Below are 20,431 nucleotides of genomic sequence, written 5' to 3'. Positions count from 1 at the left end.
AAATATGAATTTGAAAGGAAATTATAAATATGAATTTTAATATTATTAACAAAGAAGAGTGGCATAGAAAAGAATATTTTGATCATTATTTTAATGAAATTCCATGTACGTATAGTATGACTGTTAAATTGGATATTACAAAAATTAAAAATTCAGACAGAAAGTTATATCCAACAATGTTATATTTTATTACCAAGGTAGTTAATAGACACAGTGAATTTAGAACCGCGATTGATATTAATGGAAATTTAGGCGTTTTTGATGAAATGCTGCCTTGTTATACAGTATTTAATAAAGAGAGTGAAACATTTTCTAATATATGGACTCAATACTGTGACAGCTATGATGAATTTTGCAAATTATATGAAAAAGATATAGAAATGTTTGGTTCTGTAAAAAAGATGATAGCAAAACCAGATATACCTGAAAATAATTTTCCAGTGTCAATGATACCTTGGACTACGTTTGATGGATTTAATTTAAACTTACAAAAAGGGTATCAATACTTACTTCCAATTTTTACTATGGGGAAATATTATGAAGAGAATAGTAGGTATATCTTGCCATTAGCAATACAAGTTCATCACGCAGTATGTGATGGATTCCATGTAAGTCGTTTTGTAAATGAATTGCAAGAATTAGTAGAAGCCTAAATATAGGGAAGGTAGATAAGTGTGAAAAAAAGTGTATTTGGAAATTTTATTCCTATAATCACTATGTTAGTAGTAGTTATATTAGGATGTATTTTTGGATTAAAGGGAGAATAAATATAAAAAGGGAACAATTAACGTTTTATAAATTCTAAGTTTATAAGGGGGAGTTTGAAATGGGAATAAGGGAAAATGTTAAACGATATAAACCGGCATTAATTGGAATTATATACATGATATATTTTTATATTTTTGTTACCATTACATATAAAAATAATTGGTTAATATCATTAAAAGATATAACACTTTCAAATGTAGGAAAAATAGTTATTGTCGATTTTTTTAGTATGCTAATATTTGCATTAGCTATAATTATAGTTTATCGTAATAAGTTATTTGAACTTGGAATTAAAAAATCTAAACTTAGCATAATATTGTTGGCAATCTATATTTTAGCTTTTATTTTAAATAGAGACTATACGGTAAGGGGAATATATAAAGCATTTTTTTACTTATTTATAGTTGCATTGCCTGAAGAAGTTATACATAGAGGATACATATACAATAGTTTGAAAAAACATAATAAGATAAGTGCAATAATTATAAGCGGAGCATTATTTGGAATAATGCACTCAATATTACCTAGTATTATATCAGAATCTGGTTTATTAATTCTGCTTAAGAATATGCTTAATGAATTAGGTGGAGGTATATTAAGTGGAGTTATATTTATTTTATATTTAGAAAAGAGTGGCAGTATATTTGTTCCAATACTAATACATGCTTTATTAGATTATAATTATTCTATATTAGGACTAGTAGTTGCGATAGCTGTTTTAGTATATCTATTTATTACAGATAAAAGAAATAAAGAAGAATCTAAAGAAACTAATAAACACTTATTTAAAGAAAAAAATTTATTTGAAGATAATTCACAAAACTAATATATTGTAAAATAGAAACAAAGTAATGTATGCTATTTTAGATTACTTTGTGAACAATTTTAATAGAATACGAATTAACTATAAAATGACTGATACTATTTGATATAGAGTATCAGTCATTTTTATTATTTATATCTTATAAATAAATGATTTAACATAGATTTTTAAATTTCATTGGTAAGAATAAATGTAAAAAAGATATATATATATAAAGATTGACACCCTTACTACTAAGTGATACTATATAGTGGTAGTAAGTAATACTGAATACCAGTAATACTAGATAGTGAGGTAAATAATATGGAAAATATAACAGAAATGTTAAAGGGAGTATTGGAAGGCTGTGTTCTTGAAATAATCAGTCATGAAGAAACATATGGATACGAAATTACTAGAAGACTAAATAAGCTTGGATTTTCAGATGTTGTAGATGGAACTGTTTATACAATATTGGTAAGGCTTGAAAAAAATAAATTTGTAGAAACTACAAAAAAGAAATCTGATGTAGGACCACCACGAAAGTTTTTTACACTAAATGATGCAGGACGTGAGGAATTAAATAAGTTTTGGGAAAAATGGCAATTTGTTTCAACAAAAATTAATGAATTGAAGGAGATGAAGTAATGACATTTTGGGATAAAATAACAGGTAATGATATGAAAAAGGAATTCAAAAGCTTTGAAGCTAGAGCAAAAGAGTTACCAGCAGATTATCAAGAAGCATGGGAAAAAATTAAGGAAAATCTTTGGAATCATTCTGATTTTACTGGTCGTAACTTAATGCCAATTATGGATAGTGCTCTTTATATTCTTGAAGAAACAGCTTCAGATGGTCAGAGTGTACAAAGTGCTTTAGGTGAAGATATTAAAGGTTTTTGCTCAGCTCTAGTTGGTGAAGAGGGTTCAAATACTTTCCGTGATAAGTGGCGTAAACAACTAAACAATAATATAGCAAAAAAATTAGGTAAATAGGAGGATACAATGGGAATACAAGATATAATCAAAGGTAAAAAAGAATGGAGAGCACATGTAGCACGTGTAAAAGCACTTCCAAAAGATTATCAAATTGTTTATAAGGAAATTCAAAAATATCTTTTTAAGGTAGGCCCTGTTGAGCTAACTGAAGGTATAGATTTACTTTCGGGAATTGTTGATTTCTTTGAAGAAGGTGTATCCTTAGGTAAAGATGTATTAGAAGTAACTGGAAATGATGTAGCAGCTTTCTGTGACGAGTTAATCAAAGATTCAAAAACCTATGCAGATATTTATCAGGAATCTGTTAATAAAGAAGTTAATGAGGCAATAAAAAAGTCTACTGATAAAACAAGAGAATAACTAAATAGAGAGGTTAGAATGCGCAAATGTGAATGGTTATTATGTGTGATTTGCATCAATAAAAAAGAGCCATTTTATAAGACGCAGAGCCGACAACGTGGGGTTATATATCACAGTTGTCGGCTATTTTTTATAAGTAAATAAGTATATCTAAGATAACTAAATCAAGATAATTATATTTTATTGAATCAGTTATGATACAATAATTAGTGTACAGCATATTAGGATCATTAATATTTTTTAGGAGGAGTGATATGAAAAAAGATACTATAAAGTTGTTTTTACTTCTAACTTCATTTATTACTTTATGGTTTTTATCTGCCATGCTAAATATGGTATTTTTATGGTTTATCATAATAAATTTAATTGCTATTTACATAATTTACAGTTATAAAAGTTTCAATAAGTTTGATATTACAATGGGAATTGTATTTGGAATTTTATGTATTCCATCAAGCCCTATTATGGGATTTTCTGTAGTTTTACCATATATAGCTTCTATGATGATTTTTAAAAATAGTAGCAATAAAATTTATTTATTTAAAAATACCAAAAACAATAATATTTTAATTACACTAATATTGATTTTCGGAATTGGTGGAATTTTAGGGTTTATCAATGCCTTTTTAGCAAAGAATTCTATACCAATTAATGTATCTTTTAAAATTAAGTGGTTTTTGGATGCTCTAAGAGCAGGTGTGTTTGAAGAGATATTTTTTAGATTATTTTTCTTTGCACTATGTGTTCATTTAGTTAAGAATCAACAGCTTTCAAAACTTCAAAATATTTTATGCTATACAATTATGGTTGTACCACATGTTCTTATCCACTTCAATTTGCAAAATTTCAGTATTTCAAATATGATTATGCTTTCTATTTTGTTTGGTATCCCTTTTGCTTTAATGCAAAGAAAGTTTAATCTAGTATCTGCTATGGGTTCACATGCTTTTGTTGATTTTATAAGATTTTGTGTATTTGGAGTATAAATACTACTGATAATACAGGTATTAGTATATTGTTCATATGATATAATAGGATTAGTAGTTTTGATAATTCTTTTAGTAGATATATTTACTACTAGTTACTTAGAATGCATAGAGGAGGAAATTTTATGATTCAATCAATTGTACATATTGCTTTAGTAGTAAAAGACTATGATGAAGCCATTGATTTTTACACAAATAAACTTCATTTTGAATTAATAGAAGATACATATCAGCCAGAGCAAGATAAAAGATGGGTAGTGGTATCTCCACCAGGTTCAAATGGAACAGCAATACTGCTTGCAAGAGCATCTAAACCAGAACAAGAGGATTTTATAGGAAATCAAGCAGGTGGAAGAGTTTTTCTTTTCCTAGGAACTGATGATTTCTGGCGTGATTATAATGAAATGAAAAATATAGGAATCGAATTTGTTAGAGAAGCTAAAGAACAGGATTATGGAACTGTTGCTGTATTTAAGGATTTATACGGGAACTTATGGGATTTAATAGAGTTTAATGAAAATCATCCAATGTTCAAGAGAGTCAAATAATTAATATAAAAAGAAAATGGGGCAAGGTATGTATTAATTAAAGTACAACCTAGACCCATTTTCTATATATAACGTATGACCACATTTAGAAGTTATAAAATCTTTTTCTAAACTTAAAAATTTTATTTTATGCAAAAGCATCACATGAGGAACATCTAACATTTCACTAAGTTCATATAAATCAGTAGAACACAGCGCACATTTAACTAAATCATCATCATCAATAAGGAAATTGCACGCCCATCTACAAGCCTTAATTTCAACACTATTTAAGCACAATCTATTGCTATAATGAAGCAATCTAATAGCGTGATTTCCAGTAGTAGTATAAAAATGTCCAACTTCCTCAGACAGTACCTCCATAGACTTTAACCTATTACTTAATAAACTTTTGTCTAATAATATAACAGGATAAGTATCTATATCTTTTACATAAAGACCAAGTACACTTGAACTAAAAGTGACATACTCAATTTTTATATTTTCTTTTTCGCATAACTTGAATAATTCTTCTAACTTATCCATAATCCCCAAAATCCCCCTGAAAAACTAATCCTTTTTGTACTTATGTCTTATATAATTTAAAATAGACTCCAATTCCTCATAAGCTTCCTCTGGTAAATCTTCACCAAAATTCACTCTATGAGTAGCAATAGTTGTATCACTGCTATCTAATCTTTTTTCATTATCATCAATTTCTAACAAGTAATCTGTAGTAACATTAAAAAACTTTGCAATAAGTCTAAGCTTATCAAAATCAGGACACTTGTCTTTTGTTTCATATCCTGCAATAGCAGTTCTTCCAACACCAATATAATCAGCCAGTTGCTGCTGAGTTACATTACGTTTTGTTCTAAGCTCTTTTAATCTCAAACCAAATGACATAAAATCACCACCTATTTAAATTTAAAATACACACAATTTATATAATTTAAAAAATATACTATTTAATTTAAAGAAAATAATTTTTGAAAAATTATCTTCATAATTACATTTTACTATAAAACGTGTCATCTAGTAAACATTTAGCAATAAAAATAACAAATTTTGTAAAAAATGCTTGATTTAGTTACCATACGACACTATACTGTAATTATGAAACGTCACTAAAAGACACATAAAAGGGGGATATGTTATGAGGAGTAACCTTATACAAAAAAGGAAAAAGAAAAAAATGACTCAACAAGAAGTAGCAGACAAAGTGTCTATATGTAGAACTCATTACAATAGGATTGAAAGTGGGGATAGAAATCCATCTCATATGGTTGCAGTAAAAATTAAAAATGTACTTGATTGTAATTATGAAGATATATTTAAAATGAATTAAATAACAGGGGGAAAAAATGAACCAAATAACTATAACACTACAAAATAATAATGAATACTTAGCAAAAATTGAATTATGTAAGATACTAAAAACAATAACAAATGAAAATGTTACAGTAGATAACGTAGAAAATATAATAGTCACAGATTGTAACATTAAAACTAATAAATCAAAAGATAAAAAATTAAAATCAAAAAAATTAAAACCTAGAAAGTACTTAGATGCAAATGTAATTTATGAAACAAAAGATATGAGTAAAAATGATTGGCTAAAAGCTAGGAAAGAAGGTATAGGAGGTAGTGATGCAGCTAGTATAGTTGGAGCAAATCCTTATAAAAGTGCTATAACTATTTACTTAGATAAAATAGATAATGATATCAAAGAAAGTAGTTTAAATAATAACTATGAAAGCAATAATATTTTAACTTCACCGTCATATAAAAATCATGATGAGTCTAAAAATTACAAAATGGAATTAGGTAACAAATTAGAAAACTTTGTAGCACGTGAATTTACATCAAAAACAGGAAAAAAAGTTAGAAGTGTAAATGGGGGACTAAGAAATGATAAATATCCATTTGCCATAGCTAATATAGACAAAGCAGTAATTGGAGAAAAAGCATTTTTAGAATGTGTAGTTACAAATAGTTTTGTAAAAAAAGAATGGATAAAAGAAGTACCACTACAATATAAAATTCAATGCTATCACTATATGGCAGTAAGTGGGGCAACTCACGCCTATGTAGCAGCACTTATAGGAAATGAAGAATTAATAATTCATAAAATAGATAGAGATGAAAATATTATAAAAGACCTTATGAAAGTAGAAGAAAGCTTTTGGAATGACTGCATAATAGGAGATAAAATACCTATGCCAGATGGAAGCTGTGATTATTCTAATTACTTAAACAATAAATACAAATACAGCAAAGAAGATACCTTAATATTATTTGAGAAAGAAAGTATTTTAAATAGATATGATGAGCTACATAAAGATATAAAAAAATATGAAAAAGAGAAAAAGGCTATAGAACAATATTTAAAAGATCAAATACAAGAATATGAAATAGCTTATGTAGGAGATAGAAAAATAACTTGGAAAAATCAAAGTAAAACTACAATAGATACAACACTACTTAAAAAAGAACAACCAGAAATAGCAGCAAAATATATGAAAGTTACAAATACTAGAGTGTTTAGAATTTAATAATAAAATTATATAAAATGAATTTATGGGGGATAATATGGCAATTTATAGAAATATTCAAATAGATTATTGGCAAGACGGATTTATACTAGATTTAACACCAGAGGAAAAGTATTTTTACATTTACTTACTAACAAATAGCAAAACAAGTCAATGTGGTATATACGAATTACCAAAGAGAATAATAGAAACCGAAACTGGGTATAACAGAGAAAGTGTAGAAAAGCTTTTAGAGAGATTTGAAAGTTACGGAAAGATAGTATATAGCAATGAAACTAAAGAAATATATGTGAAAAACTGGCTAAGACATAATAAAATAAATAGCCCAAAGGTTAAAAAATGTATAGAAAATGAATTGTCAAAAATAAAGAATAAATCATTCATAAACTTATTTTTACAACAATGTAAAGCTGAAAATTACATAATAAACATAGACGAACTAACAACAAATGATGAAGATAATTTAAATGATACACAAATTCAAGTTATAGAAAAAAATATAAAAAAACAAACAGGAAAAGGATTAGCGACAAAAAAAGCAAATATAAATAATAAAGGAAACTATAATGAAGAAATAGATAAATATAAAATTTTATATGAACAAAATATAGGAATTATAAATAACCTAATAGAGACGTGGTTATATGAATTATACAAAGAAATAGACTATGAATTATTTAAACATGCCATAGAGATAGCAACAAATAAAGGCAAGATGAATAAAGCCTATATAAGTGGCATAATTAAAAAATGGAGAGAAAATAATATAAAAAATATAAATGATTTAAATAACTATGAATATAAAATAAAAAATAGAGGGGGAAAAAATGGAGAATATAAACACAAGCATTCAAAATCTAAATATGCCCAATCACTTGAAGATGAGGATGAAGGACTTTATCAAAAACCAACAAAAGAACAACTACAAGCAGCCAGAAGAGAATTTGAAGAACTTACAAAATGAAAATATACAATATAAATGCTCTAAATGTAGAGATATGACATTTATTATAAAAGACAATGAAGCATATCCTTGTGAATGTAGAGAAATGAGAGAAGCACAAGCAATACTTGAAAAAAGCGGTATAAGTAAAGAATTTAGAAATAAAACCTTTGATAATTTTGATTACTCACATAGTATGCAGACTATAGATGCATATAAAAAAGCAAAACAATATGTTAAAGATTTTGAAAATATATTAGATACTAGACATAATTCTATTATGTTTATGGGGCAAGTAGGGTCCGGGAAAACTCATTTATCATTAGCTATAGCCAATAAACTTATGGACAATCAAATTGGTGTTGTATATATGGGGTATAGAGATGTTTTAACAAGTATTAAGCAAAATGTTATGGATGACGTTTACTATCATAAAATTATGAATAGATATAAAAATGCCAAAGTGCTTTTAATAGATGATTTGTTTAAAGGAAACATTACAAACAGTGATATAAATATTGTTTTTGAACTTATAAATCATAGGTATTTTAATAATTTGCCTATAATTGTTAGTACAGAAAAGTCTTTTGAGGAACTTTTAGATATTGATGAAGCTATCGGTAGCAGATTGATTGAAATGAGCAAAGACTATTTGGTAACTATAAAAGGAAAGAAATTAAATTATAGAATATATTCAAAATAAAAGGCTATGTTAAGTTACTTAGTGCTAATTTCAGCATGCAAATAACCCCACCTTAATATTTTAAATATATTAAGGTGGGGTTATTTATCTAATTTATTACAACAACTCATTTAAGATATCCTTATGTAGTTTCCATACATTAGAACCAAAATTACTTATTAGTATAATACATGTATTTCTCTGTCTATCAAAAGATGTTATAAAACTAACTCCTGGATCACATCCTTGTAAATACGGAGTAAATATATCATCTGATCCCTTTTTTAACCAAATTCCATAACCATAACATTGCTCATTTACTTGTGGTGATAGCATTTTGGATAACATTTTATCTGAAAGTATTTTTCCATTTAATAGATTCTCCCAAAACATATCAATATCTGAAACAGTCGTAAATACACCTCCTGCTCCAGTACCTTTTACATCTATGCTATAAATATTACTATAGAATTCTTTTCTTTCAGAATCATAAATATATCCAGTAGCACAATTTGATGGTAGCCTATCAAGTTCATAATATCCTGTATTTAACATATTACAAGGTTTAAATATAATATCATCTAGGTACTTATCGAAAGGAATATTTAAAATGTTTTCAATAATAAGACCTAAAACTACATATCCAGTATTATTATATTGAAATTTCTCTCCCCTTGGATACATCATTGGCTTATCTATAAAAAGTGGTAATATATCTATAGAATTTCTTATTTTATAGTTAGGATAATCCTTCCATAGTTCATCATAATCTTTCATAACAGATTCATCAAAATAATCTGGAATTCCAGAAGTATGATTTAATAATTGGTGGATTGTAATTTTAGGATCGATCTCTTTTAGATCTATATCTAAAAGATCACCTATACAATCATCAAAAGCAAGTTTTCCATCTTCTATTAATTTTAGAATTGCAACTGCAACAAAAACTTTTCCTCCTGAAGCTATAGCAAATTTTGTGTCAATTTCATTATCTACATTATATGAAATATTTGCTAATCCAAGTGCTTTTTCTAAAATTATATTTTCACATTTTTTTATACGTATTACTCCACTAAAATCTTTATTTATTAAATCGTTTATATTCAATTGAATTTCACCTTCCTCGAGTTTAATATTATAAATCAAATCTCTAAAATGCTACTTATTTATATGATGTCAAAAGCATATTTAGTCCTAATTTTTTATATGTAAATATGCTTTGAAATATTTAAATTATAAGGGGGAAGTGGAAGTACTAGATAATATGTACTTAATACTGCTATTCTTCCTTATATATATGTGGTATTGTTATTTATATTATATATTACAGAGATAGCAATCCTAGTAACTAAGGAGGAATAATTATGAAATATGAGTGGAGAAAAAAAGAAAAGGAATATTATATACCAAAAGAAAAACCACAGTTAGTAGAAATACCAGAGTTTAAGTATTTCACATTAAAAGGGCAAGGTAACCCAAATACAGAAGCCTTCAAAGAATGTATAGGCGTATTATACTCGTTGTCTTATGCAATTAGGATGATGCCTAAAAATGGAATAACTCCAGATGGATATTTTGAATATACAGTATATCCTTTAGAAGGAATATGGGATTTAACAGAAGAAGGTAGATTAGAAGAAACTTTAAACAAAGACGAACTTGTTTATAAATTAATGATTAGACAACCTGATTTTGTAACAGAAGAAGTTGTAAAAACAGCTATGGAAATAGTTAAAAAGAAGAAACCCCATCCATTATTAGAAAAAGTAGAGTTTGAATCAATCAAAGAAGGTCTTTGTGTTCAAATGCTTCATGTAGGACCATATGACGATGAGCCAAGAACTTTCTCAGTTATGAAAGAGTTTTGTGTTGAAAATAATCTAGAAATAAAGACTTTAGCTCATAAAGAAATTTATCTTTCAGATTTTAGAAAAACGGAAGCTTCTAAATTAAAAACAGTTCTTAGATATTTGGTAAACCCTCAATTATAAATATAAGCGTCCGGTAAAATATCTGTTTTAATACACCTCTAAAAACATAGCAATTTAGGAACAATAGAACTTCAATTTAGTTGATATACTTTAATTATCAAGTGATTAAGGTAGGTGATATAGTTGAATTATAGCGAGTTAATAGCAAAATCCATTGAGTTTATTGAAGAAAATATAAAAAGTGAATTAACTCCAGAATTAATTGCAAGTGAATATGGATATTCTACTTTTCATTTTTGTAGAATATTCAATATGTGCCAAGGTATAACTTTAATGGAATATGTAAAGAAAAGAAGATTATCCTTGTCAGCTACAAAACTATTTGATGGAAATAGAATTATAGATATAGCATTGGAGTATGGATTTGATACACATAATGGATTTTCTAAAGCATTTAAAAAAGAGTATGGATTTAGCCCAACGCAATATATAAAACGTATGGAAGGCTACTATTGTAATAAAGAATCAATCTATAAAATTGGAGGTTATATTATGAATCCTGTTATTGTAAATAAACCTGCATTTAAAGTTGCAGGATATGGTATAAAAACAAATATTTCTAATGGGAATTTTACTAAGGATATTGCTTCATTTTGGAGTAATTATAATGGTGAAAATTTAGAAAGTAAAATGTATAAAATTTTAAAACCAGAAAGACATGGTGAAGTTGGTGTATGTATACCGTCTAATGGTGAAAATGGAGAGGCTATATATCTTCTGGGGGTAGTAGTTAATGACTTTGAATGTGTTACAGAAGATATGATTACAATAGATATTCCAGAAGCAACATATGCAGTATTTACAACTCCACCAGTAGATACAAGTAATGATGAAGATCAAGAAGATTTTGCCAAAATAATAAAGGAAACTTGGAAATATATATTTGAAGAGTGGTTTAAAGATAGTGAATATATATTTGATGAAGATAAAATAGATTTTGAATTTTATGATGAAAGATGCCACGGTAGAAAAGATACTGTTATGGATATTTATGTTCCTGTACTTGAAAGATAGATATACAATTTTACCCAGCTATATATTATTTAGATGCATAATTAATGCAAATTATAGCTTTATTAAGCTTATTTTTAGAATTTAATCTATGATATAATAATATAAATATGCAAGAAGGTAGGTGTCATTATGTTTTGTAAAATTAGATTAATTAATTTAGCTCCAAGCAAAAGCTGCAATAATATCAAAGCATAGTTTGTAAGGAGCAATAAAATAGATGTTTTGTGCAGTTTTTGATTAAATATTTGCTCTAATAATAAATAGGAGAAATACTTATGAAATATAAAAAAGCACAAAATATATTACCTAAAGAGGTTTTAGATTTAGTACAAAACTACATTGATGGTGATTATATATACATTCCAAAGAAAAATAACAACAAAAAATCTTGGGGTGAAGTAAGTGGAATAAAAGCTGAATTAAGAATAAGAAATTTTGAAATATATAATAAGTACTTGCAAGGAACATCAATTAAACAATTGTCTATAGATTATTTTTTATCTGAAAGTAGTATTAGAAGAATATTATATGCCTATAAAAATAAATAAAATATATTTAATTTATTATAATTACTACAGAAATGTTCTTAATAAACTTTTTAAATTATATTTAACGTATAATATTAAGTGACATACTTACTTAGGAGGAATTGTTAAATGATAAAAATAGAGAATTTAAATAGTATTAATGATAAGGATATAGATGAAATATTAGATACATGGGAATCATCAGTAAGAGCTACACATGATTTTTTAAGTGAAGAGGATATCATCTCAATAAAGCCTCAAGTTGTAGAAGGTGCTAAATATGTTAGCAAACTTTTATGTGTAAGAGATAAACAAGGCATTATAAAAGCTTTTATGGGAATACATGATTTTAAAATCGAAATGTTATTTGTAAGTAACGAAAGTAGAGGAAATGGAATTGGCAAAAGACTTGTAGATTATGCAATAGAAGTTTTAGGTGTAAAGTATGTAGATGTAAATGAGCAAAATCCACAAGCAGTAGGATTTTATAAACACATGGGATTTAAAATTATACAAAGATCTGAGTTTGATGAACAAGGTAATCCATTCCCTATATTGCATATGAAATTAAAATAAGAATACAAGTTATAAAATTATTAAATAAATAGAAATAGAGTAATAATATTGAAAATTATTACTCTATTTTTATACACATGTTAATTGTACTGTATGTATTAGCTGAAAACATAAACCTTTCCAGCATTGATATTTACAAAAGGAGAAGTTATTATTAACATAGGAGATTCTGATTTAAATAAGACAATAAAACTAAATAGATTGGGAATCAATCTAAATGGATACAAGTCTTTACTAGATGTATGTTATGGTTATGTAAATTGGACACCAATAGATAGCACATCAATATATAATAGAATTAAGTTGATTTTGATGACTTTAGGAGGTCCATTAACAACTCTATTAATTTCAATCTCGCTATATATTTATCTAATAAATTCAAGCTTACCATATGTTTTAATGTTATCATTTAATGGATTGTTTTTATTTAGTGCATTTGAATTTTTAATAACTATTTTACCTATAAAGTATTCTTACAGACCTTACGCTGGTTGTACAAGTGATGGTTATAAAATATTACAACATTTAAAAAATAAGTAATTAAATTAGATCAATAGCATCATGTTTTAATATTTGAAAAACATATATTTTTATGATTATACTTAACAAGCAAAATGAGTTAATTAATTATAATATTTATAATAATTTAAATATAAAATTAAATGCACATATTACAAAATTTTATAAAAAGTGTATAATAGTAAGTATATTAAAATTAATAGTTTTAAATCAATAATTAAAGAATATAAAAATAAAATACAAGTTAAATAAGGTGATTTAATGATAGATGAAAAGTTAAAACTAGAGCTACAAAAAATATTTAAAAAATATGAAGAAATAGAAAAAGTATTATTATTTGGGTCAAGAGCAAGAAAAGATAATAGCTATAATTCGGATGTTGACATTTGCTTATTTGGAGAAAAAATAACCCATTTAATACAAGCTAAGGTAAGTATGGACATAGAAGAAATAAACACCCCTTTAAGCTTTGACATACTAAATTTCAACGAGTTAGTAAAAAAAGAGCTTATAGATAATATACTAAATGAAGGGATATTGATATACAATGGCTAAAAAACTAGATGAAAGAAAACAAGATTTTATAGAATATTAAATTAATTTATGTTTTTATAATATATGTAAAACAAGGTAGGAGTTATCCTACCTTATTTTATATTTAATATATTTTTAGATAATTCATTGATACTATCTGTTAAATTAGCTAGTTTTCCTTCTATTCTAACTAATAAATACATAGAAAGAGCTATTGGAAAACCCATATTAGTTATGAGTGTTTGTAAATTACCATCCATAATCATCCCTTAGATTATAATCCTAAATCATAATCAGTAGTTCCAGTTTCTACTACTTTAGCATCAACGCATGAAACCAAATCATCACCATTTGCTGTAAATATATTTTTAGCTAATATGTTTTCCATAGCAGTTTTTATTTCACTTTCATTTAAATCTTCTCTAGGATTATCAACTGATATAGCAACTTTTTTTCCTAGTATTGTTTTAAAGTTCATAACTAATTTCTTTTTTATTTCCATAATAAATACCCCCATTTTTTAATTAAAGTAAATTTTATCCAACTACACATCATTTAGGTATATAGTTGGTGTAAAGCATAGTGTTATTAAGATTACTTTTATGCTGATAGTGTTGTGTTGTCTATCTTTGCTACTTCTAATAATGTGTAGCTTTGTAGAGTTGATAATATTTCTCCTACTGCATAAACCTCATCATTTGATGCTGATGACTTTAAGTTTGAGTAAGTTTTTGTTTTTACCTTTGCTTTTCCTGTTAATTCATCTGTTCCTATTTGGAATTTTAGTTTTAATCCTGATGGATTTTTTGTAGCTATTGCCATGTTTGTACCTCCTTAAGTTTTATTTGTTTCTTGAGATAAGTATAGTAAGTTTATAAGATATGTTATATTAAAATTCTTTAGGAAATAATTTTATAGATTGGATAATTAGTGAATATTATAATAAAAATAAATTCACAATTGTTATATAATGTTAAGGAACGTAACATTTGATATTACATAGACAAATAGGAATTTATAAGGGGAAAGATATGAAAAATAAAAATATAAGTTATGTAGGGCTAGGGCTATGCTTAGGTGTTTCTTTTGGTTTAGTGTTTGATAATTTAGCTATTGGAATAGGTATTGGTTTGGCTCTTGGAGCAGGATTAGATAGTGGAAAAAATAAATAAAAGTAAATTTTATATCAATAAATTATTACATGTTAAATTAATATAAATATATTTATTAAAATTATAAGAAGAAATCATCTGATAAAATAAGTAAATTAATAGTAAATATTTATAAGGGAGGAGTGAAAAAGATTATGAAAATTGCAGTTATTCATGGGCAAGCACATAAAAAGAACACATTTAAGGTAACGCAACTTTTACTACAAAAACTAAACTGCTCAGAAGATAATATTGTTGAGATTAATGTTAATAAAGTTTCTCCTTGCTGTGGTTGTGCTCAATGTATTATGAAAGGTGAATCTTTTTGCCCTCACTATGAACAAATATCTTCTATAATTAAGACGATTGATGAATCTGACGTTATTATTTTAGATTCACCAAACTATTGTATGGGAATGACAGGACAATTGAAATCATTTTGTGATCACCTAGCTTACAGATGGATGAGTCACCGCCCAGTAGATATGCGTTCAAAAATTGGGGTAGCAATATCAACAACTGCAGGCACAGGTGCATCAAAAACCACCAAACAAATTACAGAACAAATGATATGGTGGTCTGTGGGAAGAGTTTATCAGATTGCATTTACAATAGGTTCATTTTCGATAGAAGAAGCAAGTAAAGGAAAGCTACAAAAACTAGATAAAAATATAAATAAAATAGCAAAAAACATAAATAAAAGAGTTGGCAATAGTAAGCCTTGTTTTAAAACAAGATTTTATTTTAAAATGATGGCGATAATGCAAAATAGGATGCCTTGGAATCAAGTTGAAACAGATTATTGGAAGAGTCAAGGTTGGATAAAATAATTATCTGAAGCAACGTAACTTTTGATATTACATATACAAATAGAAATTTAGTAATTAGAATCAGATAAAGAAATTAAGAGGAGATAACAAATGAACATTCGCATTGCAACAAATGAAGATTGTAGAAGTTTAGCCATATTAAAAAGAAGGGTATGGGAAACTACTTATAGAGGAATTTATCCTGATGAAAAATTAGATAAATATGATATCGATTTAAATGAAAATAAATTTAAGGATATGATAAAACAGCAATCACAAAAGTTAATTGTTGTTTTAAATGATTCTGAGATTATTGGATATATGAGTTATGGTAAAATTCTAAGAGCCTTTGATGAACATACTCATGATATAGGTTTGTTGTATTTAGCAAAAGAGTATCAAGGGAAAGGGATAGGGTTAGATTTATTTCAATTCGCAAAAAATGAATTAAAAAATCAAGGAGTAACAGCGTTTATTGTTTCATGTAATAAGTATAATTTATCAGCACAACAGTTTTATAAAAAAATGGGAGGACAGATAATTAAAGTTGATGAAGACAATGAGGATAAATCAATTCCTCAAGTCAAATTCCAATTTATAAATTAAATTTTATATTAATAAATTGATTAAAATATAAAAATTAACCATTTAATATATTATGAATCAAGGTGTAGGAGCATGTGCTCCTATTTTTTTATACACGTATCAATCCTACTGTATGCCTCTGATGGAAACATAAAGCCTCTAATAGCTATGCGGTCATTTATACTTTCTCCCTTAATAGACCATATTCTGAATAAAAAGTCTTCGTTTTTAATCTTACCTATTTGCGTATCTAGCTTTAAGTCCACTGAATTATCTAATGATTCACATTTATATTGTTTATTTTCTAATGTTAATATTGTACCATCAGAGCTCCATGTGTAAGTATCAAGGTTTAAATACTTTACATAGAAAAATACATTAATTGATACAATTACTAGTAATATTATAGACATTATTTTAAAAATTTTTTTCATTTTGATTCCTTCCCAGATATTATATCTTCCTAATAGTAAATGTACTCTTATTTATAAATATTTTACCATTAATGATTATTAATGAGAATACACTCTTAATTCGTAATTAGTTGTGGTAGTTTTTATCACTTCGAATCAACGAGACTATTCTATAATTGGAAAATAATTCAATATTATGTATAATATAATCCAAGTTCATAATTATTATATAATGTTAAGTAACGTAATTTTGATATTAAGTAGACAAATAGGAATTGATATGGAGGGATGCCATATTTTAAGATTGGATTTGGAGAATATATAAAATAGATAAATTCTATTTTTTAATGAATAGATTAAATATAATAATAGATAGTATAATCTAAATTAATAGGAAAGTGAGTGAGATAGTGATAAGTTTTTTAGAACAAATAAGAACTCCTAAAAATGATTTGACTGCTTCAAAAAAAATAATTAATACAATTCTAATTTTTATTTTGGGAATTAGTCTTGGAATTTTTTCAAAATGGCTAGACAATATGATGGTAGATAATAATATTTGGTGGCAATATGTTTTAGAAATGCTTGATTTGAGGAATATATTTTCAATGATAGGAGTGTGGATTTTAATAGCAGTATCTATATCTGTTTTTAGTAGTACACCGTTACGGGCAAGTATCAATGTATTTTTATTCTTTTTAGGAATGAATATTAGTTATCATATGTATACCGTTGTTTTTGCAGGATTTAATCCTATGAGCTATATGATGATATGGTACACAATAATGTTACTATCTCCTTTTATGGCGTTTATTTGTTGGTATGCTAAAGGTTGTGGAACTCTATCATTTATAATTAATATAGCTGTAATTGCGGTAATGATATTATGTTCTTTCAGTTTAGGAATGTGGTATTTCTATTTTACAAGTGCAATTAATACCATATTTTTCATAATTACATTAATTGTTTTATATGATACACCAAAGAAAAGTATATGTAGTTTAATAAGTGCCATAGTTTTAGCATATTTATTAAGATTTTTTATATAGTGACGATAACTGTGCATTTAAATTTTGTGCATTAAAGTAATATCAACTTATTTGTTAAAATGAAGAGCTGCAAAAGAGTATATTTATAGAGTGGATAATTAGTAAGTATTATAATAAAAACAAGTTCAAAATTACTATATAATGTGAAATAAAAATATGTATGATACTATTTACTTAGTTAATTATACAGAGAATATTATTTGTTATGAGTTTGGGGGATACACTATGGATGTTATTGTTATTGTTATTGTTTTGCTTTTAATAAGTAGCACTTTTTCAGATGATTTATTAAAAAAGACACTTAAACCAAATGAAGAACTTTTAGATGAAATTAAAGATTTAGAGTTTTCAAGAAAAAATCTTATATCAAACATAATAATTGCTATTGCAATTACGATATCTTTAGATATAAATATATATTTAATCTTATTAACAATTATGGTAGCTTTAACATCTGAATGGATTAGAGGTAAATATACTCTGAAATATTTAAATGATAAGATCGAAAATGAAAGTACTAAAAAATATATATTTGTTAATATTATTCTTCAGCATGTATATGGGATATTATTAATTATGTATTTAATTTTTTTCAAATTTAAATAGTTTAACACAGCCAAATAAAAAGATTATTCAGTTGTATAATCAAAGTGCATAATTGTTATCAAATGTTAAGTAACCTAACATTTTGTATTACATAGATAAATATGAATTTATGGAGGAGATATATTATGAAGAAGTTAAAAATTGAAATTTATGAACCTTATTTTTTTATATTTTTTGGTTTATTTCATATGCATAGAATATGGGCAATCTTAGATAGAGAAAGTTATGCTAGTTTTTGGATTAATATAATGAATAAAAAAGGATTGTTTTATTATACTTTAATGGGTATACTAGCTACTCTTTGTATATCAGGAATTATAACCTTCATTAAAAATATTCATCATAACTACTGGTGGAGATGGATATATATATTTGGTGGTAGTTATGTATTATTTGATCTATTTGCTATTGTAACTGGATTAGATTTTTGGAAGCAACTACTTCTTGCAATGTTTAACACTGAAGCAGGCTATTGGAATATATTATGGACACCATTTATAATTTTAGGGTGTGCTACATTTATATTAGGTGTAACACTTTTAAAAAAGAGAAGAATTATAAATTTCAATTAGTTAAGGAGATTTAATAGATAATATTAATATAATGCGAACTGAAAAATCCATTTGATTATATAATCAAATGGATTTTTTTATTCATACATACTATATATACTACGTTAAGATTAAGTTTTTTTAATATTTATAATACGGTAGAAAAGTAAAAGTAAATGAATATGTGCTATATTATACTTAGTATTAAAAAATACAGTTTACTAAATATTTAGAAAGGAGGTTTTATTTATGAGAATATATGAAAAGCAAAAAGAATTATGGAGGATAAAACTTCTATAATACAGGAGGATATGATGATAAAAGAGTATTTTAAAATAGAAGAAATACCTGCAATTTTATGGGGAGAAAGTTCAGAAAACATATTTATAACAGTACATGGAAATATGTCAAACAAAGAAGATGATGTTATAGTTATATTGGCAGAGCAAGCTGTAAAATTAGGATATCAAGTGATTAGTTTTGATTTACCTGAGCATGGTGAACGAGATAAAGAAGGAACACCGTGTAAAGTACAGAATTGTGTAAGAGAGCTTGCCTTAGTTATGAGTTATGCAAAACAGCATTGGAACAATATTAGTTTGTTTGCATGTAGTATGGGAGCATATTTTAGTTTACTAGCATATAAAGATGAACCTATAAATAAAACACTGTTTCTTTCACCAGTTGTGAATATGGAAAGAATTATAACAAACATGATGAAATGGTTTAATATAGATGAAGAAGAATTAAAAAATCAGAAAACAATACAAACACCTATAGGACAAAAACTATATTGGGACTATTATTGTTATGTAAAAGATAATCCAATTGAAATATGGCATAATCCAACAAACATATTATATGGATCAAAAGATGATTTATGTGAAACAGAGTTTGTATTTGACTTTGCAGAAAAATTTAAGTGCAATATTGCTGTAATGGATGAAGGAGAACACTATTTTCATACAAAAGAACAATTAAAGTTTTTTGAAAAATGGCTATCAAATAATATATGTAAACTTATATAATTTATAAAAAGTAGGTATCATATATAAAGCAGATATATATACCTGTTAAATAGATTATCAGAATAAATCCACTATTTTATAAATGATTTATAAAAATAGTGGATTTATTTTGCATTAATGTATATACTATAAATATAAATATTTAACTAATTAGTTAAATATTTATATTTATAGCAAGGAGGACACTATGGTAAAAGTATTTAAAGCATTAAGTGATGAAACTAGGAGAGAAATTTTAAGATTACTTAATGAAAAAGATATGAATGCAGGAGAGATAGCCAGTCATTTTAATATGTCTAAACCGGCAATATCTAAGCATTTGGATATTTTAAAAGAAGCAGAGCTTATTAGCTCAGAAAAAAGGGGACAATTTTTAATTTATTCTATAAATTTATCAGTTCTTCAAGAAGTACTTGGAAATTTTTTAGATATTTTTAAAAAAGCATAGGAGGGTATT

The 20,431-nt window shown here is 26.1% G+C and carries 32 protein-coding genes; 25 read left to right on the top strand and 7 right to left on the bottom strand.

From position 1 onward, the window contains the following. Positions 1–29: 29 nt before the first annotated feature. The 7 genes from catA (at position 30) to BLP75_RS01765 (ending at position 4,462) form a co-directional block, all read left to right on the top strand. On the top strand, positions 30–653 hold the full coding sequence (gene catA, locus BLP75_RS01795) for a type A chloramphenicol O-acetyltransferase (protein WP_092722280.1): 624 nt from the start codon (positions 30–32) through the stop codon (positions 651–653). A 173-nt stretch (positions 654–826) separates the two neighbouring features. Next, a complete protein-coding gene (locus BLP75_RS01790) occupies positions 827–1,594 on the top strand; it encodes a CPBP family intramembrane glutamic endopeptidase (protein ID WP_092722278.1) in 768 nt (255 codons plus the stop codon). Positions 1,595–1,894: 300 nt separating this feature from the next. Next, entirely contained in the window at positions 1,895–2,218 is a 324-nt protein-coding gene (locus BLP75_RS01785) for a PadR family transcriptional regulator (RefSeq protein WP_092722276.1), read from the top strand. After that, on the top strand, positions 2,218–2,565 hold the full coding sequence (locus tag BLP75_RS01780) for a DUF1048 domain-containing protein (RefSeq protein WP_092722274.1): 348 nt from the start codon (positions 2,218–2,220) through the stop codon (positions 2,563–2,565). Before BLP75_RS01785 ends, BLP75_RS01780 begins: the two co-directional genes overlap by 1 nt. A 9-nt stretch (positions 2,566–2,574) precedes the next feature. Further along, complete coding sequence (locus BLP75_RS01775; protein WP_092722272.1) at positions 2,575–2,928, top strand: DUF1048 domain-containing protein; 354 nt, start codon at positions 2,575–2,577, stop codon at positions 2,926–2,928. A 254-nt stretch (positions 2,929–3,182) separates the two neighbouring features. Then, positions 3,183–3,914, top strand: coding sequence for a CPBP family glutamic-type intramembrane protease (locus BLP75_RS01770; RefSeq protein WP_092722270.1), 732 nt, complete (start codon positions 3,183–3,185; stop codon positions 3,912–3,914). Positions 3,915–4,039: 125 nt separating this feature from the next. Then, positions 4,040–4,462: a VOC family protein gene (locus BLP75_RS01765; RefSeq protein ID WP_092722268.1), complete on the top strand. Its 423-nt coding sequence runs from the start codon at positions 4,040–4,042 to the stop codon at positions 4,460–4,462. A gap of 33 nt (positions 4,463–4,495) precedes the next feature. Here the strand turns inward: BLP75_RS01765 and BLP75_RS01760 are convergent, their stop codons facing one another. Next, entirely contained in the window at positions 4,496–4,987 is a 492-nt protein-coding gene (locus tag BLP75_RS01760) for a hypothetical protein (RefSeq protein ID WP_092722266.1), read from the bottom strand. Between the two features lie 24 nt (positions 4,988–5,011). Then, positions 5,012–5,347 carry a helix-turn-helix domain-containing protein gene (locus BLP75_RS01755; RefSeq protein WP_092722264.1) on the bottom strand — a complete coding sequence of 112 codons (336 nt, stop codon included), beginning with the start codon at positions 5,345–5,347 and terminating at the stop codon, positions 5,012–5,014. A gap of 250 nt (positions 5,348–5,597) precedes the next feature. Between BLP75_RS01755 and BLP75_RS01750 the strand changes: the two genes are divergently transcribed. From BLP75_RS01750 to BLP75_RS01735, 4 genes are read left to right on the top strand one after another with little or no spacing between them, the layout of a single operon-like run. Continuing rightward, on the top strand, positions 5,598–5,789 hold the full coding sequence (locus tag BLP75_RS01750) for a helix-turn-helix transcriptional regulator (RefSeq protein WP_092722262.1): 192 nt from the start codon (positions 5,598–5,600) through the stop codon (positions 5,787–5,789). A gap of 16 nt (positions 5,790–5,805) precedes the next feature. Next, positions 5,806–6,996, top strand: coding sequence for a YqaJ viral recombinase family nuclease (locus BLP75_RS01745; RefSeq protein WP_242872360.1), 1,191 nt, complete (start codon positions 5,806–5,808; stop codon positions 6,994–6,996). Positions 6,997–7,033: 37 nt separating this feature from the next. After that, positions 7,034–7,960: a DnaD domain protein gene (locus tag BLP75_RS01740; RefSeq protein WP_092722260.1), complete on the top strand. Its 927-nt coding sequence runs from the start codon at positions 7,034–7,036 to the stop codon at positions 7,958–7,960. After that, positions 7,941–8,642, top strand: a complete 702-nt coding sequence (locus tag BLP75_RS01735) for an ATP-binding protein (protein WP_242872359.1) — start codon at positions 7,941–7,943, stop codon at positions 8,640–8,642. Before BLP75_RS01740 ends, BLP75_RS01735 begins: the two co-directional genes overlap by 20 nt. 96 nt (positions 8,643–8,738) lie before the next feature. Here BLP75_RS01735 and BLP75_RS01730 read toward each other — a convergent pair whose 3' ends face one another. Continuing rightward, on the bottom strand, positions 8,739–9,728 hold the full coding sequence (locus BLP75_RS01730; RefSeq protein WP_092722256.1) for a serine hydrolase domain-containing protein: 990 nt from the start codon (positions 9,726–9,728) through the stop codon (positions 8,739–8,741). A 257-nt stretch (positions 9,729–9,985) separates the two neighbouring features. Between BLP75_RS01730 and BLP75_RS01725 the strand changes: the two genes are divergently transcribed. The 6 genes from BLP75_RS01725 to BLP75_RS01700 all read left to right on the top strand — a co-directional run bounded on the left by BLP75_RS01725 (position 9,986) and on the right by BLP75_RS01700 (position 13,803). After that, the gene (locus BLP75_RS01725) at positions 9,986–10,612 is read left to right on the top strand and encodes a GyrI-like domain-containing protein (protein WP_092722254.1); all 627 of its coding nucleotides are present in this window, start codon (positions 9,986–9,988) and stop codon (positions 10,610–10,612) included. Positions 10,613–10,735: 123 nt separating this feature from the next. Further along, the gene (locus BLP75_RS01720) at positions 10,736–11,626 is read left to right on the top strand and encodes an AraC family transcriptional regulator (protein WP_092722252.1); all 891 of its coding nucleotides are present in this window, start codon (positions 10,736–10,738) and stop codon (positions 11,624–11,626) included. A gap of 275 nt (positions 11,627–11,901) precedes the next feature. Beyond that, positions 11,902–12,174, top strand: a complete 273-nt coding sequence (locus BLP75_RS01715; protein ID WP_092722250.1) for a CD3324 family protein — start codon at positions 11,902–11,904, stop codon at positions 12,172–12,174. Between the two features lie 108 nt (positions 12,175–12,282). After that, positions 12,283–12,729 (top strand): GNAT family N-acetyltransferase, encoded by a 447-nt coding sequence (locus tag BLP75_RS01710; protein WP_092722248.1) that lies wholly within the window; start codon positions 12,283–12,285, stop codon positions 12,727–12,729. 126 nt (positions 12,730–12,855) lie between these two features. Continuing rightward, complete coding sequence (locus BLP75_RS01705; protein ID WP_139149817.1) at positions 12,856–13,269, top strand: hypothetical protein; 414 nt, start codon at positions 12,856–12,858, stop codon at positions 13,267–13,269. A 240-nt stretch (positions 13,270–13,509) separates the two neighbouring features. Continuing rightward, the gene (locus BLP75_RS01700) at positions 13,510–13,803 is read left to right on the top strand and encodes a nucleotidyltransferase domain-containing protein (RefSeq protein WP_092722244.1); all 294 of its coding nucleotides are present in this window, start codon (positions 13,510–13,512) and stop codon (positions 13,801–13,803) included. A 92-nt stretch (positions 13,804–13,895) separates the two neighbouring features. Here the strand turns inward: BLP75_RS01700 and BLP75_RS01695 are convergent, their stop codons facing one another. The 3 genes from BLP75_RS01695 to BLP75_RS01685 all read right to left on the bottom strand — a co-directional run bounded on the left by BLP75_RS01695 (position 13,896) and on the right by BLP75_RS01685 (position 14,604). Beyond that, positions 13,896–14,042: a YvrJ family protein gene (locus BLP75_RS01695; protein WP_092722242.1), complete on the bottom strand. Its 147-nt coding sequence runs from the start codon at positions 14,040–14,042 to the stop codon at positions 13,896–13,898. A 14-nt stretch (positions 14,043–14,056) separates the two neighbouring features. Then, entirely contained in the window at positions 14,057–14,284 is a 228-nt protein-coding gene (locus BLP75_RS01690; protein WP_092722241.1) for a DUF2922 domain-containing protein, read from the bottom strand. Positions 14,285–14,382: 98 nt separating this feature from the next. After that, positions 14,383–14,604, bottom strand: coding sequence for a DUF1659 domain-containing protein (locus BLP75_RS01685; RefSeq protein WP_092722239.1), 222 nt, complete (start codon positions 14,602–14,604; stop codon positions 14,383–14,385). 209 nt (positions 14,605–14,813) lie between these two features. Here BLP75_RS01685 and BLP75_RS18055 point away from each other — a divergent pair, with 209 nt between their 5' ends. From BLP75_RS18055 to BLP75_RS01675, 3 genes are all read left to right on the top strand, one after another. Beyond that, positions 14,814–14,954 carry a glycine zipper domain-containing protein gene (locus tag BLP75_RS18055; RefSeq protein WP_170827921.1) on the top strand — a complete coding sequence of 47 codons (141 nt, stop codon included), beginning with the start codon at positions 14,814–14,816 and terminating at the stop codon, positions 14,952–14,954. A gap of 134 nt (positions 14,955–15,088) precedes the next feature. Beyond that, entirely contained in the window at positions 15,089–15,763 is a 675-nt protein-coding gene (locus BLP75_RS01680) for a flavodoxin family protein (protein WP_092722237.1), read from the top strand. A gap of 90 nt (positions 15,764–15,853) precedes the next feature. Then, positions 15,854–16,348: a GNAT family N-acetyltransferase gene (locus BLP75_RS01675; protein ID WP_092722235.1), complete on the top strand. Its 495-nt coding sequence runs from the start codon at positions 15,854–15,856 to the stop codon at positions 16,346–16,348. Positions 16,349–16,428: 80 nt separating this feature from the next. On the opposite strand, the gene BLP75_RS01670 is transcribed toward BLP75_RS01675, so the two are convergent. Further along, a complete protein-coding gene (locus BLP75_RS01670; protein WP_092722234.1) occupies positions 16,429–16,761 on the bottom strand; it encodes a hypothetical protein in 333 nt (110 codons plus the stop codon). Between the two features lie 389 nt (positions 16,762–17,150). Here BLP75_RS01670 and BLP75_RS01665 point away from each other — a divergent pair, with 389 nt between their 5' ends. From BLP75_RS01665 to BLP75_RS01645, 5 genes are all read left to right on the top strand, one after another. Next, the gene (locus BLP75_RS01665; RefSeq protein ID WP_092722232.1) at positions 17,151–17,789 is read left to right on the top strand and encodes a hypothetical protein; all 639 of its coding nucleotides are present in this window, start codon (positions 17,151–17,153) and stop codon (positions 17,787–17,789) included. A 225-nt stretch (positions 17,790–18,014) separates the two neighbouring features. Beyond that, positions 18,015–18,395 carry a hypothetical protein gene (locus BLP75_RS01660; RefSeq protein WP_092722230.1) on the top strand — a complete coding sequence of 127 codons (381 nt, stop codon included), beginning with the start codon at positions 18,015–18,017 and terminating at the stop codon, positions 18,393–18,395. Positions 18,396–18,520: 125 nt separating this feature from the next. Beyond that, entirely contained in the window at positions 18,521–18,967 is a 447-nt protein-coding gene (locus tag BLP75_RS01655) for a hypothetical protein (protein ID WP_092722228.1), read from the top strand. A gap of 293 nt (positions 18,968–19,260) precedes the next feature. Then, positions 19,261–19,974 (top strand): alpha/beta hydrolase, encoded by a 714-nt coding sequence (locus BLP75_RS01650; protein WP_092722226.1) that lies wholly within the window; start codon positions 19,261–19,263, stop codon positions 19,972–19,974. Positions 19,975–20,161: 187 nt separating this feature from the next. Next, a complete protein-coding gene (locus BLP75_RS01645) occupies positions 20,162–20,422 on the top strand; it encodes an autorepressor SdpR family transcription factor (RefSeq protein ID WP_092722224.1) in 261 nt (86 codons plus the stop codon). Positions 20,423–20,431: the final 9 nt, after the last annotated feature.

The organism is Romboutsia lituseburensis DSM 797 (assembly GCF_900103615.1).
Taxonomy (GTDB): domain Bacteria; phylum Bacillota; class Clostridia; order Peptostreptococcales; family Peptostreptococcaceae; genus Romboutsia_F; species Romboutsia_F lituseburensis.
This window is presented reverse-complemented; position numbering and strand designations above follow the sequence as displayed.

Excerpts from the sequence above, each read along its gene's own strand:
- BLP75_RS01725 (WP_092722254.1), top strand. The coding sequence starts at position 9,986 with ATGAAATATGAGTGGAGAAAAAAAGAAAAGGAATATTATATACCAAAA.
- BLP75_RS01790 (WP_092722278.1), top strand. The coding sequence starts at position 827 with ATGGGAATAAGGGAAAATGTTAAACGATATAAACCGGCATTAATTGGA.
- BLP75_RS01655 (WP_092722228.1), top strand. The coding sequence starts at position 18,521 with ATGAAGAAGTTAAAAATTGAAATTTATGAACCTTATTTTTTTATATTT.
- BLP75_RS01770 (WP_092722270.1), top strand. The coding sequence starts at position 3,183 with ATGAAAAAAGATACTATAAAGTTGTTTTTACTTCTAACTTCATTTATT.
- BLP75_RS01715 (WP_092722250.1), top strand. The coding sequence starts at position 11,902 with ATGAAATATAAAAAAGCACAAAATATATTACCTAAAGAGGTTTTAGAT.
- BLP75_RS01685 (WP_092722239.1), bottom strand. The coding sequence starts at position 14,604 with ATGGCAATAGCTACAAAAAATCCATCAGGATTAAAACTAAAATTCCAA.
- BLP75_RS01780 (WP_092722274.1), top strand. The coding sequence starts at position 2,218 with ATGACATTTTGGGATAAAATAACAGGTAATGATATGAAAAAGGAATTC.
- BLP75_RS01675 (WP_092722235.1), top strand. The coding sequence starts at position 15,854 with ATGAACATTCGCATTGCAACAAATGAAGATTGTAGAAGTTTAGCCATA.
- BLP75_RS01670 (WP_092722234.1), bottom strand. The coding sequence starts at position 16,761 with ATGAAAAAAATTTTTAAAATAATGTCTATAATATTACTAGTAATTGTA.
- BLP75_RS01755 (WP_092722264.1), bottom strand. The coding sequence starts at position 5,347 with ATGTCATTTGGTTTGAGATTAAAAGAGCTTAGAACAAAACGTAATGTA.
- BLP75_RS01645 (WP_092722224.1), top strand. The coding sequence starts at position 20,162 with ATGGTAAAAGTATTTAAAGCATTAAGTGATGAAACTAGGAGAGAAATT.
- BLP75_RS01750 (WP_092722262.1), top strand. The coding sequence starts at position 5,598 with ATGAGGAGTAACCTTATACAAAAAAGGAAAAAGAAAAAAATGACTCAA.
- BLP75_RS01650 (WP_092722226.1), top strand. The coding sequence starts at position 19,261 with ATGATAAAAGAGTATTTTAAAATAGAAGAAATACCTGCAATTTTATGG.
- catA (WP_092722280.1), top strand. The coding sequence starts at position 30 with ATGAATTTTAATATTATTAACAAAGAAGAGTGGCATAGAAAAGAATAT.
- BLP75_RS01740 (WP_092722260.1), top strand. The coding sequence starts at position 7,034 with ATGGCAATTTATAGAAATATTCAAATAGATTATTGGCAAGACGGATTT.
- BLP75_RS01785 (WP_092722276.1), top strand. The coding sequence starts at position 1,895 with ATGGAAAATATAACAGAAATGTTAAAGGGAGTATTGGAAGGCTGTGTT.
- BLP75_RS01660 (WP_092722230.1), top strand. The coding sequence starts at position 18,015 with ATGGATGTTATTGTTATTGTTATTGTTTTGCTTTTAATAAGTAGCACT.
- BLP75_RS01710 (WP_092722248.1), top strand. The coding sequence starts at position 12,283 with ATGATAAAAATAGAGAATTTAAATAGTATTAATGATAAGGATATAGAT.
- BLP75_RS01745 (WP_242872360.1), top strand. The coding sequence starts at position 5,806 with ATGAACCAAATAACTATAACACTACAAAATAATAATGAATACTTAGCA.
- BLP75_RS01695 (WP_092722242.1), bottom strand. The coding sequence starts at position 14,042 with ATGGATGGTAATTTACAAACACTCATAACTAATATGGGTTTTCCAATA.
- BLP75_RS01760 (WP_092722266.1), bottom strand. The coding sequence starts at position 4,987 with ATGGATAAGTTAGAAGAATTATTCAAGTTATGCGAAAAAGAAAATATA.
- BLP75_RS01700 (WP_092722244.1), top strand. The coding sequence starts at position 13,510 with ATGATAGATGAAAAGTTAAAACTAGAGCTACAAAAAATATTTAAAAAA.
- BLP75_RS01690 (WP_092722241.1), bottom strand. The coding sequence starts at position 14,284 with ATGGAAATAAAAAAGAAATTAGTTATGAACTTTAAAACAATACTAGGA.
- BLP75_RS01680 (WP_092722237.1), top strand. The coding sequence starts at position 15,089 with ATGAAAATTGCAGTTATTCATGGGCAAGCACATAAAAAGAACACATTT.
- BLP75_RS01775 (WP_092722272.1), top strand. The coding sequence starts at position 2,575 with ATGGGAATACAAGATATAATCAAAGGTAAAAAAGAATGGAGAGCACAT.
- BLP75_RS01765 (WP_092722268.1), top strand. The coding sequence starts at position 4,040 with ATGATTCAATCAATTGTACATATTGCTTTAGTAGTAAAAGACTATGAT.
- BLP75_RS18055 (WP_170827921.1), top strand. The coding sequence starts at position 14,814 with ATGAAAAATAAAAATATAAGTTATGTAGGGCTAGGGCTATGCTTAGGT.